The organism is Streptosporangium sp. NBC_01639, from assembly GCF_045209755.1.
Classification (GTDB): domain Bacteria; phylum Actinomycetota; class Actinomycetes; order Streptosporangiales; family Streptosporangiaceae; genus Streptosporangium.
This window is the reverse complement of sequence record NZ_CP109272.1, coordinates 4,482,398-4,496,172: the sequence shown is the minus strand read 5'-3', so window position 1 is coordinate 4,496,172 and position 13,775 is coordinate 4,482,398. Positions and strand designations below refer to the sequence as shown.

Sequence of the window (13,775 nt, the reverse complement as noted above, 5' to 3'; positions counted from 1 at the left end):
GCTGGACTCAGGCGGGTGCCGCCCGGTGCAGCACCGCCTTCTCACCGGCCGTCCACGCCGTGCTGACCAGCAGATAGATCCCGGCGGCGAGCGGGAGCACGGCCGCGGCCAGCAGTGTCCCGAACGGCAGCAGGGGCATGAGCCTGCGGAGCATCTCCGGCTGGACCTCCTCGCCCATGGTGCGGCGCACTCGCCGCGATGTGACCAGGGCCACGGCGAGCAGCAGCAGGAAGAGTCCGGCGAATACCAGGGTGGGTCCGCTGAGCAGCCCGAAGCCGGCCACCGTGCCGGCGAACTGCTGTCCCAGCGGCACTCCGAACAGCCCGTGGGTGAGAAGCGCGTTGGCCTGCCCGGCGATCACCGAAGAGGCGAAGACCCGGTACATCACCATGAGGACCGGCACCTGGGCGAAGCCCGGCAGGCAGCCGGCCAGCGGCGAGGTCTTCTCCTCGGCGTAGAGCGCGGTCAGCTCACGCTGGAGCCGCCCGGGATCGCGGTCGTACCGCGCTCTCAGCTCCTTGATCCGCGGTGCCAGGCGGGCCCTGACCCGCTCGCCCCTGGCCTGCATGACGCTGAGCGGGAGCAGCAGGAGCCGGACGCCGAGGGTGAACAGGACGATCGCCAGGGCGGTCGAGCCCAGCGGCTGGGCCAGTGCGGTGATGAGTCCGGCGGTGAACTCGATGATGGAATCGAACATGGGAGCCCTTCCGGCTGGAATGGAATCAGCACAGAAGACGCCCGCGCCCCGGACCTCCCGGGTGCACTCAGGTGTGGCTCTACGCGGGCGCCGGGCCCGATGAGGGTGCTCTCGGCCGTGGCCGCCCGGCCGCGTCGGGGTCGCGCTGCCGGACGAACATGGTCCGTCTGGCCCGGTCCCGCCGCGACAGCGGTGACCGTTCCCCCGTCTCCGCGAGGAGGGGCGGCCGGCGCAGCGCCCAGGCGAGCAGGAGCACGCCCAGCCCGACCACGGCGGTCGCCGTCAGCAGCCCGCCGCCCTCGAACAGCCAGACGGACAGCGTCTGCAGGGCGAGCAGCACGTTCACTTGGCGAACTTGCCCACGATCGTGACCACGGCGACGACCACGAAGGCCACCAGAGCCAGCACGACCAGGAACTTCACCAGCCCGAACAGCGCGGGCAGCACGAGCCCGAACACGACGTAGAGCGCGAGGACGACGCCCAGGACTGCCATGACGGTACGACTCATGAGCACACCGTACGTCCGGAGATCGTCCCGGCGCGAGCCGGGACGATAACGATCCAGTGCTCACGGAATGGTGACGCGGCCTGAGGACCGGCTGCCCGCTGGCCTACCGTGGGGACCTTGACATCCTCCCTCCCTAAGGCGGGGGTATCCACGCTCAAGGAGATCTGATGAGCACGCGGATCCTGGTGGTCGACGACGATCCGGCGGTGGCCGAGGTCGTGGCCCGCTACCTGGAACGCGACGGCCACCGGGTCGAGTGCGTCGGAGACGGCGCCGAGGCGCTCAGCCGCGCGCTGGCCGACCCGCCGGACCTGCTGGTGCTCGACCTCATGCTGCCGGAGATGGACGGACTCCAGGTCTGCAGGAAGCTCAGGGAGCGCCGGCCGGTACCGGTGATCATGCTGACCGCGCTGGGGGAGGAGATCGACCGGGTCGTCGGGCTGGAGACCGGTGCCGACGACTACCTCGCCAAGCCGTTCAGCCCCCGCGAGCTGGCTCTGCGCGTCCAGTCCGTGCTGCGCCGGGCACGCGGCACGTCCGTACCGGCCGGGACCGGGATGCTGCGGGACGGCGCCCTGGTGGTCGACGTCGGCGCCCACGAGGTACGGCTCGGCGACGGCGAGATCACACTGACCGCCCGCGAGTTCGACCTCCTGGCCCATCTCATGCGCAACCCCGGCCAGGCCTTCAGCCGTGCCACGCTGCTCCATCAGGTCTGGGGCTGGTCCTTCGGCGACTCCTCGACGGTGACCGTCCACGTCCGCCGCCTCCGGGAGAAGATCGAGCAGGATCCCACCCTGCCTCGGCGCATCGTCACGGTATGGGGGGTCGGCTACCGTTACGAACTCCTGACGCTGCCATGATCCCGAGCTCCTGCCGATCGTCGCGATCATGGCGGGTCTCGGGTCAGAGGGGCGTGTCTCGCACGACCATGTGGGGAGTCGCCAGGACCGAGGCCCCGCCCTCCGGACGGGCGGGAAGGACGAGGGTCACCCGGACGTCCTCGCCGATCTCACCCTCGTCGGGCTCGACGTGCTGGCACGAGGTCGGAGTCCTGGGGCTGCCGAAGGACTCGGCCATGGCCCGGAAGGTCGGGCACGGCCACCGCCACATGCAGCTCCGGCAGCGCAGGATCGGGTGCGCGGCGTCGCTGGTGATACCACCCGCGTCGCGGGGCTGGTGCAGGTCCAGGAGCCTGATCCCCAGCTCGGCGAAGTCGATCAGCTCCTCGCGCGCCCCTTCGAGGAAGTCGAGATCCGCACTGGCCAGGCGGGTCCTGATCGGTACGTATCCGCCGGGGTTCACCAGATCGCGCAGGGAGTTGGCCGCATCGTGCCAGGAGGTGGCCTTCTCGGTGCGGGTGATTATGGACTCCAGGTGCTCCCGGAGCAGCTGCCGTTGGGGATCCTCAGGAAGGTCGGTGTTCAATGTGTTCGAGCCCGTTTCTAATCAACGGCCGCTGCGGACATAGCGCAGCGGCGGTCGGGAGATTCCGGGTCTCCCCCCTTTCCGGCCAAGCCGGTGTTGCACAGTGTCAAGCTTCGCGCACTCCGGGTTTCCGTGAGGCCGAAACGGGGGACAAAGGGCTGACGACTCGGGTTGGCCGAGAGAACGTGACCCGCGGCCTCCGCGCCGCTAGTGTGCCCGCTGTGGAGCTAAAAGTCTCAACTCGATCTCATGCCGGGCACACCGTCATGACCATTGTCGGCGAAATCGACCTATATACCGCGCCTGGTCTGCAGTCCGAGTTCACTCGGCTGCTCCTGGAGACTCCGGCCACTTACGTGGTCATCGACATGTCCAAGGTGGAGTTCTGCGACTCCACCGGCATGAACGTCCTGCTCTCGGCGCTCAAGCGGCTGAAAGAACGCGGCGGCACCCTGGAATTGGTGGCACCGCGGCCCGCTGTCCGTAAGATTCTCCAGGTCACCGGCCTCGACTCGGTGTTCACCGTGCACGAGGCCATGCCTGGGAAGCTGCTGACGGCCGACCCCAAAGGATGACCGGAACAGCAGCGATCATCCCGGCCAAGGACGAGGCCGACCGGATCGGCGCCACCGTGACCGCGGCCCTGGCGCTCTCCGACGTCGACCTCGTCGTGGTCGTGGACGACGGATCGACGGACCAGACGGGCCGGGTGGCCAAGGCCGCCGGAGCCAGTGTCGTACGGCACAGTCGTAACCGGGGCAAGGCCGCCGCCATGGAGAGCGGTGCGGAGGCCGTACGCCTGCTCGACGGGGAGGAGCCTCGGCACCTGCTGTTTCTCGACGCCGACCTGGGGGAGAGCGCGCACAGGGCCGCGCCCCTGGTCAAGCCGGTCATGGCGGGGGAGGCGGACATGACCATCGCCGTGTTCGCCACCCGCGTGAAACTGGGAGGGCACGGGTTCGTGGTGAAGCTCGCACGCGAGGGCATCGCCCGTGCCACCGGATGGACGCCCACCCAGCCGCTCAACGGCCAGCGCTGCCTGACCAGGGTCGCGTTCGAGGCCGCCCGGCCCCTGGCGCACGGCTTCGGTGTGGAGACCGCACTCACCATCGACCTGCTCCGCAGGGGGTTCCGGGTGCGGGAGGTCGAGGTGGAGATGAGTCACCGGGCCACCGGCACCGACTGGAAGGCTCAGCTCCACCGGGCCCGGCAGTTCCGCGACGTCGCCCGGGCCCTGCTGGCCCGCAGGTAGTCCTCGCCGGTACGGCCCTGCCGCCCTGCCCGGGGGCGGGGCTGAGACGGTCGATGCTCCCGTCGCCGGACAGGTCCGTACGGTGCCGCGCGCCGGGCACTGCTCCGGATGTGCTGGAATTTGCGGGTGACTCGGGTTCCGTCGGTTGTCGATGAGGGGCGGGTTCCCGCGTCCGGTCCGCCGCGGGGGCTCGACGTCGTCGCGTTCGCGGCCATCGGGCTGTCGGCCGTGCTGACGGTCATGATCGGACTGCTGGGCCCCTCGGCCATGGTGCCCGGCCTTCCAGGCCCGTCCTGGCAGCCTCCATACTCACTGGAGGCACGCCCCGACGGTCATCTGGTGATCGCCATGGCCGCGGTGGCGATCGTGCTGGGCGGGCTCGGGCTCGCCGCGGCCCTCCGGGCCCGGTGGGGACCGGATCCGCGGTGGCTGCTCGCCGCCGGTTGCGCGGTGGCGGCGCTGCTGGCCTTCCTGCCGCCGTCGGGCTCGGCCGACCACCTGAACTACGCCGCCTACGGCCGTCTGGTCACCCTCGGCCAGAACCCCTATGCCGTCACGCCCGCCGAACTGCCCGGCGATCCGGTCACCGGCGCGGTGGAGGAGTGGGCCGGCGTCACGAGCGTCTACGGTCCGGTGGCGACCGCCGTACACGCGCTGGCGAGTCTCGTCGGCGGTGACTCGGTCAGGCTGACGGTCTTCGCGATGGCGGCGTTCAACGCGGCCGCGTTCGCCGGGACCGCGCTGCTGCTGCACCGGTTCACCCGGGGCGACGCCGGCCTGCAGCGGCGGGCGGCGCTGCTGTGGACGGTCAACCCGCTGATGATCTATCACCTGGCCGCCGGGATGCACGTGGACACCCTGGCCGTCGCCTGCATGGTCGCGGCGCTCATGGCCCGAGGTGCGGGCTCCGGCCTGCTGCTCGGCGTGGGGATCGGGGTCAAGCTCAACGCCGGCCTGGTCGCGCTCGGCCCGGCATGGGAGCTGCGCCGGTCGCCCGGCAGACTCGCCGTCGTGGCGGGCACCGCGACGGCCACCGTGCTGGTGCTCTACGGCGTCGCCGGGCCGCACGTCCTCGACCAGGTCGGCGCGGCCAGCAAGAAGGTCTCGCTCGGCACGCCGTGGCAGCTCGTCAAGATCGGGCTTCAGACGGTGTTCGGGCCCGGCGCCTACGCGACCTGGATCCAGCTCGGCTCCCTGCTCCTGCTGGCCGTCCTGGCCTGGCTGATGCTGCGCGCGGCGCCTCGGGACTCGGCTCCGGCGGTCGCCGCGGTGCTGGTGGCCGCCTGGCTGTTCGCCGCGCCGTACGCGCTGCCCTGGTACGACGGACTGGCCTTCGCGCTGCTGGCCATGGCCTCCTGGCCGGCGCTGGAGGGGTTCATGGTGGCCAGGGTGACGATTCTCTCCCTGGGCTACCTCCCGGCCAGGGAGGCTCTGCGGCCGGCGGACCTGCTCTGGCTGAAGACCGTCGTCAGGGAGCGGGTGGTGCCGTGGTCCCTGCTGGCGCTGACGATCGCCCTGCTGTGGTGGGCGGCGAGAGCTGGAGCGCGCGCACGCAGGCGGTCAGTGTCAGCGGCACCGCGACCGTGAGGGCCATCGCCGGGATCGCGATGCCCGAGTCGTTCATCAGGAACCCGATCAGCGCGCAGGTCAGCGCGCCGATCAGACCGGCACGCAGCGCGGGCGCGAGCAGGTAGGCCCGGCCCAGTGCGGAGGCGCCCCATCGGGAGGGGCGGTCCAGCACCAGGAAGAGGAACGCCAGCGCGACCAGCGAGAGCAGGGTCAGCGACCAGTTCCCGACGGTGACCCCGATCATCGCGCCGAGCTTGCGGCCGATCACGGTCCAGGCCTCGCCGTTCAGCACCTGCTGGACGAAGGCGCCCAGGTGGGTGCGGCGGTCGGGCGGCTTGAGCCAGTCGGCCACCGCGATCGCCCCGATGAGCAGGACACCGGCCAGGCCGATCACACCGAGCCTGACCGGTGAGACCCGGTTGCCGGACAGCAGGATGAGGAAGACCGCCACCCCGACCAGGAACGCCGGGACTCCGCCGAAGTCGGCGCCCCAGGCCGGCCAGCCGTCGGCGAACACCGCGAACAGGCCGTAGGCGCCGCAGCACGCCAGCGCGAGTGTGCGGCGTCCCCGGGAGATCAGCCACTGGGCGATCCCGGCCAGGGCCAGGATCGTCCCGGCGGAGTAGACGGCGAAGGCGATGTTGGCGAAACCGTAGAAACGGCCGCCGGTGACGGGCTCGTAGCCGGTGACCGCGTTCACCTGGAGCCGGGAGCCGGTCATCACGTCGAGCAGGAGGGCCACCGAGGTGATCCCGGCGACCACGGTGAGCGGGCCGAGCACGTGCGTCCGCCACGGCCCGGCGAAGGCGAGGGCGGCGATCACGCAGGCGATGCCGGTGATGGTGAGGATCACCCCGGCCATCGGGGCGGGCAGGCTCCACCAGGGCACGAGCTGGGCCAGGAAGGTCGCCACCGCGATCGCACCGCCGACCGCCGCGACGACCCGGGTGGCCGTCAGCGCCCGGGAGCCGCCCCAGCCGCGCCGGATCGCGACCGCCGCCAGCAGGTAGAACAGGATCTGGACGGCCACGAAGCCCGCGAAGAACGGCCCCCGCACCTTGCTCATCACGTGACTGGCCAGATCCTCGCCCGCCAGGTCCCGCACCAGGTCGGACGTCGAAGCCTCGTCCGCTCCGGCGCTCTGCCAGGCGTGGCCCACGACGCCGTCCGGGGCCTGCAGGCCGAGCAGGGCGATCGCGGTGGAGGTCAGGTCGGTGTTGGTGACCAGGCCGTCCTGGCGGGTGGAGGTGGTGGTCAGACGGCCGTGCGGGTACGGCTCGCCGCCGGGGGACGGCCCCCGGGCGATCGCCACGTGCAGGCGGGCGTCGGCCGAGACGTCGGACAGGCCGCCGAGCAGCACCGTGCTCTCCGGCGGGAGCCGGTCGAGGACCGCGCCCACCTGGTGGTCGGCCTCGGCGACGGCCGCCTGTCTGGCCTGCTCGGTCATCGAGGCCGGATCGCCGCCCGCCCCGGCCCGGGTGAGGCCGTCGGCCTCCGCCATGATCAGCCGGTACGGTGCCAGGTCGCCCAGTTCGTCGATGGTCGCCGCGTATTTCCCGATTTTTCCGGATCTATCTGCGGCGCCGAGGGCGGCTCCCGGTCCCACCGCGGCGACCTTCCCCCCGGCGTCCTTCACGAGCTGCCCGAGCAGCCCCAGCGCCGGATTGAAGGAGGTCTCGACGGCGTTGAACCTCATCAGTCCGGACCAGCCGGGCACGCTCGCCCCGCCGTCCGGTGCCGGAACCGGCGTCGCCGGCGGCGTGCAGCCCGTCCCGGGAGCGGCCGCCCGCTGTCCCGCCGAAACGGTCAGCCAGCCCGCGGTCCGGCAGGCGATGCCCGGGCTCGCCGTCCGGGTGGACATCGACGCGGCCCCGCCCTGATCCACCAGCGTCCACAGGTTCGGCGTCCGCGCCTGGTCCAGGTCGCTCCACAGCAGTCCCGGCACCCCGACCACCACGACCCTCGCCGGGAGGGACCGGGCCGAGGCGCCGGCCGTACCGGCTGCGCAGAGGACCAGGAGCACGACGGCCAGGAGCACCCCGGCCGCGCGGCGGTGGGTGCCCGGCCGTCCGGCGCGCCGTCGCCTGTCCTCGCCTGCCGAGCCCATCCGGTTCCCCCGTATCCGTACCTGTTGGCGGTCGTTTCCCCCAGGCCCACGGTAACCTGCCTGGTCGTGACGACTGGCAAGGCGACCACGACCGAGCGGCCCCCCTGGATGTGGCCGCTCGCACTGCTGCTCATCGCGGTGGCGGTGGCCCCGCTGGTGCTCCAGTGGCTGGGCAACGTCGACGACCAGCGCCTGGTCGACCTGGACGTGTACCGTACCGGTGGCCAGGCGGTCCTCGAAGGGCGACCGGTCTACGACTTCGTGACGCCCGCCCCGCAGCTCCTGCCGTTCACCTACCCGCCGATCGCGGCGCTGCTGGCCACGCCGCTGGCGATGATGTCCTGGCCCGCCGCGCAGTGGGTGTGGACGGCCCTCGTCTTCGTGACGCTGGCGGTCACCGTCGGACACGGCTTCCGCGCCCTGCTGGGCTCCGCGGTGCCGTACCGGGATGTGCTGGGCCGCGCGGTGCCAGGCTGGGACCGGGTCGTGCGGGGCCGTGCGGTGCCGGGCCGGGGGCCGGCGGACCCGAGCCTGCCGGGTAGACCGGGCGGCATCGGTCTGCCGATGGCCTTCGCACTCCTGATGGTCGCCTGCACCTACCTGATGCCGATCAGGGACCAGGTCCGTTTCGGCCAGGTGGACATCCTGCTCGTCGCGCTCTGCCTGGCCGACTGCGTGACCCGCCGCCCCGCCTGGCCGCGCGGCATGCTGATCGGCCTGGCCACCGCGGTCAAGCTCACCCCCGGCGTCTTCCTGATCTACCTGCTCATCACCGGCTTCGGCCCGGGAGCGCGGCCCGAACAGCGCCGGGCCTTCTTCATGGCGGTGTTCACCGCGGCGCTGCTCACCCTGCTGCCCTTCCTGGTCATCCCGGCCGACGCCGCCGACTTCTGGTTCCACGCGCTGCTCGACCCCGAACGGCTCGGCGCCAACGCGGCGACCACCAACCAGTCGGTGCGCGGCATGCTCATCCGGCTCTACCTGCCCGACGCGCTGACCAGCCTGCTCTGGCTGGCACTGGTCGCGGCGATCGCCTGGTACGGCTTCCGCCACGCACGCCGGGCGCTGCTCGACGGGCACGCGGTGACCGGGGTCGCACTGGCCGGCCTGATGGCCGTGCTGCTTTCGCCGGTGGCCTGGATCCACCACCTGGCCTGGGTGGTGGTGGTGCTCGGCGCGCTGGCCGGCGACGGGCGTGATCCGGTGCGGGTCCGGGTGGCCGCCGGGGTCTGGCTCTTCTACGTGGTGCCGGTCCCCTGGTGGGGGGTGTCGATCAAGGCGGCGGAGATACCGGTGATCAGCCCGGTGCTGGGAAAGATCGTCCAGAACGGGTTCGGCCTGGGCGCGCTGGTCCTGGTCTGGCTGCTCGCGTCATGGCTGCCGCGGCGCCGCGAGGCCTTCCGGAAATGCGGTTCCAAGCCTACTTTCGGATAGACGCCGGATACCCTGGTGTCATGCCGAAACTCGCCTACCTGGGACCGAAGGGCACTTTCACCGAGGAAGCCCTGCGGATTCTGGCACCCGAGGCCGAGCGTCTGCCGAGCGCGAGCATCAGCGCGGCGCTGGACGCGGCGCGGCGCGGCGAGGCCGACGGCGCCGTCGTCCCGCTGGAGAACTCGCTCGAAGGTGCCATCACCACGACCCTGGACGAGCTCGCCTGGGGCGAGCCGCTGTCGGTCACCGCGGAGCTGCTGCTCCCCGTGGAGTTCTCGCTCCTGGTGCGGCCGGGCACCCGCCTGGGCGACATCAAGCGGGTCTTCACCCACCCGGCCGCCATCACCCAGTGCCGCAACTTCACCGCCCGCGAGCTGCCCGACGCCGTGGTGGTCGCGGCCCCGTCGACCGCGGCGGCGGCCCAGGAGGTCGCCCTCCCCGGCTCGCCGTACGACGCGGCCATCGCCGCGCGCATCGCGGGGGACAACTACGGCCTGGTCGAGCTCGCCGCCAATGTCGGCGACCGCTCCGACACCGTGACACGGTTCATCCGCGTGTCCCGTCCCGGCCCGCTGCCCGAGCCCACCGGCTCCGACTGCACCTCCCTGGTCGCCTTCCTCGCCGACGACCACCCGGGCGCGCTGCTGGAGATGCTCACCGAGTTCGCCGTGCGCGGGGTCAACCTGACCCGCATCGAGTCGCGGCCCACCGGCGACGGCATCGGCCGCTACTTCTTCCACTTCGACCTGGAGGGGCACGTGGCCGACGCCAGGGTCGGCGAGGCGATCTCCGGACTCCACCGGATCTGCGCCGACGTGCGTTTCCTCGGCAGCTACCCCCGTGCCGACGGCACGTCGCCGCAGATCAAGCGCGGTACGGCCGACGGCGACTTCGCCGAGGCCGCCGGCTGGCTGGCCAGGATCCGCACCGGCCGGGTCTGATCTCGGGTGGTCTCCGGCCCGTTGGGGGCCGTGTCCGGCTGCCGGGAGTCCGCACGGCCGGGTCTGATCTCGGGTGGTCTCCGATCCGTCGGGGGCCGTGTCCGGGGGGCGGCGTCGGCCGGGCCTGATCCCGCGCGCGGCCGGCACGGATCCCCGCCGGTGCCGGCATCTTTCTCGCGGTTCGATCCCGGCTCCCACGGAGGTATTCGGACGGATGATCCGGCCAAGGCCTAATACGTGTGCGAGCCCAAGCTTCGCATCGGTAGCCTTGATCTGTGATTGACCTGCGTACCCTTCGTGAGGATCCCGACCGGCTACGGGCGTCGCAGCGTGCCCGCGGCGAGGACGACTCCGTCGTCGAAACGCTGCTCGACCTCGATGAGCGGCGGCGCGGTGCGCTGAGCCGCTTCGAGACGCTGCGAGCCGAGCAGAAGAGCATCGGCAAGTCGGTGTCCCGTGCCTCCGGGGAGGAGAAGACGGCCCTCCTCGACCGGGCCAAGGACCTCTCGGCGCAGGTCAAGTCAGCCGAGGCCGAGGCCGAGAAGCTGGCCAAGGAGCTCGACGACCTGCTCTACACGGTGCCCAACCTCGTGGAGGAGGGCGTGCCGGCGGGCGGCGAGGACGACTACGTGGTGCTGGAGGAGGTCGGCGAGAAGCGGTCCTTCGACTTCGAGCCCAAGGACCACCTGGAGCTCGGCGAGCTGCTCGGTGCGATCGACATGGAGCGCGGCGCGAAGGTCTCCGGCTCGCGGTTCTTCTTCCTCCGGGGTGTCGGCGCGCGACTCCAGCTCGGGCTGCTCAACATGGCCATGCAGCAGGCGATCGAGGCGGGCTTCGTCCCGATGATCCCGCCGGTGCTGGTCAAGCCGGAGACGATGCGGGGCACCGGTTTCCTCGGCGCCCACGCCAGCGAGGTCTACCACCTGCCCGAGGACGACCTCTTCCTGGTGGGCACCAGCGAGGCGCCCATGGCCGCCTACCACGCCGACGAGATCCTCGACGGCGGCTCGCTGCCGTACCGCTACGCCGGATGGTCGACGTGCTTCCGCCGCGAGGCCGGCTCGTACGGCAAGGACACCCGAGGCATCATCCGCGTCCACCAGTTCGACAAGATCGAGATGTTCTCCTACTGCCGTCCTGAGGACGCGCACGAGGAGCACCGGCGCCTGCTCGCCTGGGAGAAGGAGATGCTCGCCAAGATCGAGGTGCCCTACCGGGTCATCGACACCGCGGCGGGCGACCTCGGCGCGAGCGCGGCGCGGAAGTTCGACTGCGAGGCGTGGATCCCCACCCAGGGCCGCTACCGTGAGCTCACCTCGACCTCCAACTGCACCGACTTCCAGGCCCGCCGCCTCGGCGTCCGCTACCGCGACTCCGGGGGCAAGCCCCAGCAGGCGGCCACGCTGAACGGCACCCTGGCCACCACCCGCTGGATCGTCGCGATCCTGGAGAACCACCAGCAGGCCGACGGCTCCGTGGTGATCCCCAAGGCCCTGCGCCCCTACGTGGGCCTCGACGTCCTCGAACCGGTCAAGTAGCCGTCCGTAAGGAGGCCCCGCCGCACCTCCGGCGGGGCCTTCGGCATGCACGGAGGCCGTACTCACACAGGCCGTATTTACGAGGCCGTACTGGCGCAGGCCGTCACGCAGGCCGTACTCGCAAGGCCGTGTTCACGGAGGCCGTGAAGCCCTCCTCGCAGCGGAAGCGGTAGGGGGCGGTCACTCCGCGAGGTAGCGCTGGAGGGTGGGCCCAAGCCAGTCCACGATCTCCTGCCTGGACATGGCGACGACGGGCGGCAGGCGGAGCACGTAGCGGCACAGGGCCATGCCGAGGACCTGGGTGGCGACGAGTCCCGCGCGGGCGGGGGCCTGGGCGGGGTCGTCGCAGAGCCGGGCGGCCAGCGGGCCGAGCTGCCGGGCGAAGATGCCGCGTACGCGCTCGGCGACGGCCTCGTCGGTGACGCCGGTGCGCAGCAGGATCACCATGCCCTCGTCGTCTTCCCAGCGATCGAGGAAGTGGGCGATGAGCGCCGGACCGACGGTCTCGGGCGGGACCGCCGTCAGGTCGGGAAACCTCAGATCGATGTCGGCCGCGGCGGCGAACAACCCCTCCTTGTTGCCGAAGTAGCGCATGACCATGGCCGGGTCGATGCCCGCGTCCGAGGCGATGGCGCGGATGGTGGCCCGCTGGTACCCGTCGGCGGCGAAACGTTCACGTGCCGCGGCCAGGATCACGGCCTTGGTCTCCTCGGAAGATCTCCTCATGCCAACAACTGTAGGCCAACAACTGTTGACATTGCCAGCGCGGAGGCGCACAGTTATGCCAACAGTCGTTGACCAACAAGTGTTGACATCACCTCACGGAGGTCGAGATGCTCCCCGCCACCACGGACGTTCTCGTCATCGGCGCAGGCCCGACCGGGCTCACCGTCGCGCTCTCCCTCGCCGGTCAGGGATTCGACGTGACCGTCGCCGACAACCAGGCGGCCGGTGACAACACCTCGCGGGCCGCCGTGGTCCACGCCAGGACGCTCGAAGTCCTGGAGCCGCTCGGAGTCTCCGAACGGCTGGCCGGCCAGGGGATCCACGCCCCCCAGTTCACGATCAAGGACCGTGACCGGACCCTCGTTCCCGTCCGGTTCGACCGGCTGCCGACGCGCTACCCCTACACGCTGATGATCTCCCAGGCGGTGACGGAGCGGATCCTGCTGGAGCGCCTCGTCGAGCTGGGCGGCCGGGTCGCCAGGCCGTACACCCTGGAGAGCCTCACCCAGGACGGCGAGGGTGTGAGCGCGGTCTTCGCCGAGGGCGGCACGGTCAGGGCGAAATACCTGGTCGGTGCGGACGGCATGCACAGCACGGTCCGCGAGCAGGCGGCCATCGCCTTCACCGGGGGGCAGTACGCCGAGTCTTTCAGCCTGGCCGACGTGCGGCTCACCGGCGGCGTACCCGATGACGAGGTCATCCTCTTCTTCTCGCCCGCCGGGCTGGTCGTCGTCGCCCCGCTGCCCGACGGCACGCACCGGATCGTGGCCACCGTCGACGAGGCGCCGGCCGAGCCCGACGCGGCCTTCGTGCAGGCGCTGCTGGACGGCCGGGGGTCACAGAGGAACCGGGCCGTGGTGCGCGAAGTCGTCTGGGGATCGCGGTTCCGGGTCCACCATCGGGTGGCCGACGCCTACCGCGCCGGACGGGTGGTGCTGGCGGGCGACGCCGCGCACGTCCACAGCCCCGCAGGAGGCCAGGGAATGAACACCGGCATCCAGGACGCCACCGCCCTGGGCGAGGCTCTCCTGGCCGCTCTGAAGGGCGATCAAGCCGCTCTGGACGTCTACGCCACGACCCGTCGCCCGGTCGCCGAACGGGTCATCTCCCTCGCCGGTCGGCTCACCCGGCTGGCCACCGTGAACAGGCGCCTGCGCCCGATCAGGAACCTGGCCCTGCGGATCCTGGCGCGCAACCCCGGCTTCCGCGACGGCCTGGCCATGCGGCTCTCGGGTCTGGTCTACCGGTGAGCAGGGTCGCGGGCGGTCTGCGGATGACCGGGCCTGCCCGGGAAACGCAGAAGGCGGGGTCCGCGTCAAGCGGACCCCGCCTCCCTCGCTACCAGAGGTCTATGCGTCAGACGGCGCGGACCTGCGAGGCCTGCGGGCCCTTCTGGCCCTGCGTGATCTCGAACTCGACCCGCTGGCCGTCTTCGAGACTACGGTAGCCGTTGCCCTGGATTTCGGAGAAGTGCACGAACACATCCGGTGCACCGCCATCCGGTGCGATGAAGCCGAAGCCCTTTTCAGCGTTGAACCACTTGACGGTTCCCTGAGCCATTAAAGCTCTCCCT

At 71.4% G+C, this 13,775-nt stretch carries 15 protein-coding genes; 8 read left to right on the top strand and 7 right to left on the bottom strand.

The genetic code is table 11. The annotated features are described in order from the left end of the window. Positions 1–7: 7 nt before the first annotated feature. From OHA77_RS20480 to OHA77_RS20470, 3 genes are all read right to left on the bottom strand, one after another. Positions 8–697: a YidC/Oxa1 family membrane protein insertase gene (locus OHA77_RS20480; RefSeq protein WP_406319707.1), complete on the bottom strand. Its 690-nt coding sequence runs from the start codon at positions 695–697 to the stop codon at positions 8–10. 79 nt (positions 698–776) lie between these two features. Further along, positions 777–1,043 (bottom strand): DUF6412 domain-containing protein, encoded by a 267-nt coding sequence (locus tag OHA77_RS20475; protein WP_326826700.1) that lies wholly within the window; start codon positions 1,041–1,043, stop codon positions 777–779. Further along, positions 1,040–1,207 (bottom strand): hypothetical protein, encoded by a 168-nt coding sequence (locus OHA77_RS20470; protein ID WP_326826701.1) that lies wholly within the window; start codon positions 1,205–1,207, stop codon positions 1,040–1,042. The genes OHA77_RS20475 and OHA77_RS20470 overlap by 4 nt, the downstream gene beginning before the upstream one ends. 167 nt (positions 1,208–1,374) lie before the next feature. On the opposite strand from OHA77_RS20470, the gene OHA77_RS20465 reads away from it, so the two are divergent. Next, positions 1,375–2,070: a response regulator transcription factor gene (locus tag OHA77_RS20465; RefSeq protein ID WP_406319706.1), complete on the top strand. Its 696-nt coding sequence runs from the start codon at positions 1,375–1,377 to the stop codon at positions 2,068–2,070. 43 nt (positions 2,071–2,113) lie between these two features. Here the strand turns inward: OHA77_RS20465 and OHA77_RS20460 are convergent, their stop codons facing one another. Continuing rightward, positions 2,114–2,635 carry a hypothetical protein gene (locus OHA77_RS20460; RefSeq protein ID WP_406319704.1) on the bottom strand — a complete coding sequence of 174 codons (522 nt, stop codon included), beginning with the start codon at positions 2,633–2,635 and terminating at the stop codon, positions 2,114–2,116. A gap of 221 nt (positions 2,636–2,856) precedes the next feature. Between OHA77_RS20460 and OHA77_RS20455 the strand changes: the two genes are divergently transcribed. From OHA77_RS20455 to mptB, 3 genes are all read left to right on the top strand, one after another. Further along, positions 2,857–3,210 (top strand): STAS domain-containing protein, encoded by a 354-nt coding sequence (locus tag OHA77_RS20455; protein WP_326826704.1) that lies wholly within the window; start codon positions 2,857–2,859, stop codon positions 3,208–3,210. Further along, entirely contained in the window at positions 3,207–3,887 is a 681-nt protein-coding gene (locus OHA77_RS20450) for a glycosyltransferase (RefSeq protein ID WP_326826705.1), read from the top strand. The genes OHA77_RS20455 and OHA77_RS20450 overlap by 4 nt, the downstream gene beginning before the upstream one ends. Before the next feature lie 126 nt (positions 3,888–4,013). Beyond that, positions 4,014–5,474, top strand: a complete 1,461-nt coding sequence (mptB, locus tag OHA77_RS20445; RefSeq protein ID WP_406319703.1) for a polyprenol phosphomannose-dependent alpha 1,6 mannosyltransferase MptB — start codon at positions 4,014–4,016, stop codon at positions 5,472–5,474. Here the strand turns inward: mptB and OHA77_RS20440 are convergent. Then, a complete protein-coding gene (locus OHA77_RS20440) occupies positions 5,356–7,563 on the bottom strand; it encodes a hypothetical protein (protein WP_406319701.1) in 2,208 nt (735 codons plus the stop codon). The genes mptB and OHA77_RS20440 overlap by 119 nt on opposite strands. A gap of 66 nt (positions 7,564–7,629) precedes the next feature. Between OHA77_RS20440 and OHA77_RS20435 the strand changes: the two genes are divergently transcribed. The 3 genes from OHA77_RS20435 (at position 7,630) to serS (ending at position 11,476) form a co-directional block, all read left to right on the top strand. Then, a complete protein-coding gene (locus tag OHA77_RS20435; RefSeq protein WP_406319699.1) occupies positions 7,630–8,997 on the top strand; it encodes a glycosyltransferase 87 family protein in 1,368 nt (455 codons plus the stop codon). Between the two features lie 20 nt (positions 8,998–9,017). Next, the gene (pheA, locus tag OHA77_RS20430; RefSeq protein WP_406319698.1) at positions 9,018–9,938 is read left to right on the top strand and encodes a prephenate dehydratase; all 921 of its coding nucleotides are present in this window, start codon (positions 9,018–9,020) and stop codon (positions 9,936–9,938) included. A 275-nt stretch (positions 9,939–10,213) separates the two neighbouring features. Beyond that, entirely contained in the window at positions 10,214–11,476 is a 1,263-nt protein-coding gene (gene serS / locus OHA77_RS20425; RefSeq protein WP_406319696.1) for a serine--tRNA ligase, read from the top strand. Between the two features lie 180 nt (positions 11,477–11,656). Here the strand turns inward: serS and OHA77_RS20420 are convergent, their stop codons facing one another. Next, positions 11,657–12,202 (bottom strand): TetR family transcriptional regulator, encoded by a 546-nt coding sequence (locus OHA77_RS20420; protein ID WP_326826711.1) that lies wholly within the window; start codon positions 12,200–12,202, stop codon positions 11,657–11,659. Between the two features lie 107 nt (positions 12,203–12,309). On the opposite strand from OHA77_RS20420, the gene OHA77_RS20415 reads away from it, so the two are divergent. Then, entirely contained in the window at positions 12,310–13,452 is a 1,143-nt protein-coding gene (locus tag OHA77_RS20415; protein ID WP_406319694.1) for an FAD-dependent oxidoreductase, read from the top strand. 106 nt (positions 13,453–13,558) lie between these two features. On the opposite strand, the gene OHA77_RS20410 is transcribed toward OHA77_RS20415, so the two are convergent. After that, complete coding sequence (locus OHA77_RS20410) at positions 13,559–13,762, bottom strand: cold-shock protein (RefSeq protein ID WP_012886943.1); 204 nt, start codon at positions 13,760–13,762, stop codon at positions 13,559–13,561. Between the last annotated feature and the right edge of the window lie 13 nt (positions 13,763–13,775).

Bases quoted from the DNA above. Each gene is read 5' to 3' on its own strand.
- OHA77_RS20420 (WP_326826711.1), bottom strand. From the start codon at position 12,202: ATGAGGAGATCTTCCGAGGAGACCAAGGCCGTGATCCTGGCCGCGGCA.
- pheA (WP_406319698.1), top strand. From the start codon at position 9,018: ATGCCGAAACTCGCCTACCTGGGACCGAAGGGCACTTTCACCGAGGAA.
- OHA77_RS20450 (WP_326826705.1), top strand. From the start codon at position 3,207: ATGACCGGAACAGCAGCGATCATCCCGGCCAAGGACGAGGCCGACCGG.
- OHA77_RS20465 (WP_406319706.1), top strand. From the start codon at position 1,375: ATGAGCACGCGGATCCTGGTGGTCGACGACGATCCGGCGGTGGCCGAG.
- OHA77_RS20470 (WP_326826701.1), bottom strand. From the start codon at position 1,207: ATGAGTCGTACCGTCATGGCAGTCCTGGGCGTCGTCCTCGCGCTCTAC.
- OHA77_RS20440 (WP_406319701.1), bottom strand. From the start codon at position 7,563: ATGGGCTCGGCAGGCGAGGACAGGCGACGGCGCGCCGGACGGCCGGGC.
- OHA77_RS20480 (WP_406319707.1), bottom strand. From the start codon at position 697: ATGTTCGATTCCATCATCGAGTTCACCGCCGGACTCATCACCGCACTG.
- OHA77_RS20410 (WP_012886943.1), bottom strand. From the start codon at position 13,762: ATGGCTCAGGGAACCGTCAAGTGGTTCAACGCTGAAAAGGGCTTCGGC.
- OHA77_RS20415 (WP_406319694.1), top strand. From the start codon at position 12,310: ATGCTCCCCGCCACCACGGACGTTCTCGTCATCGGCGCAGGCCCGACC.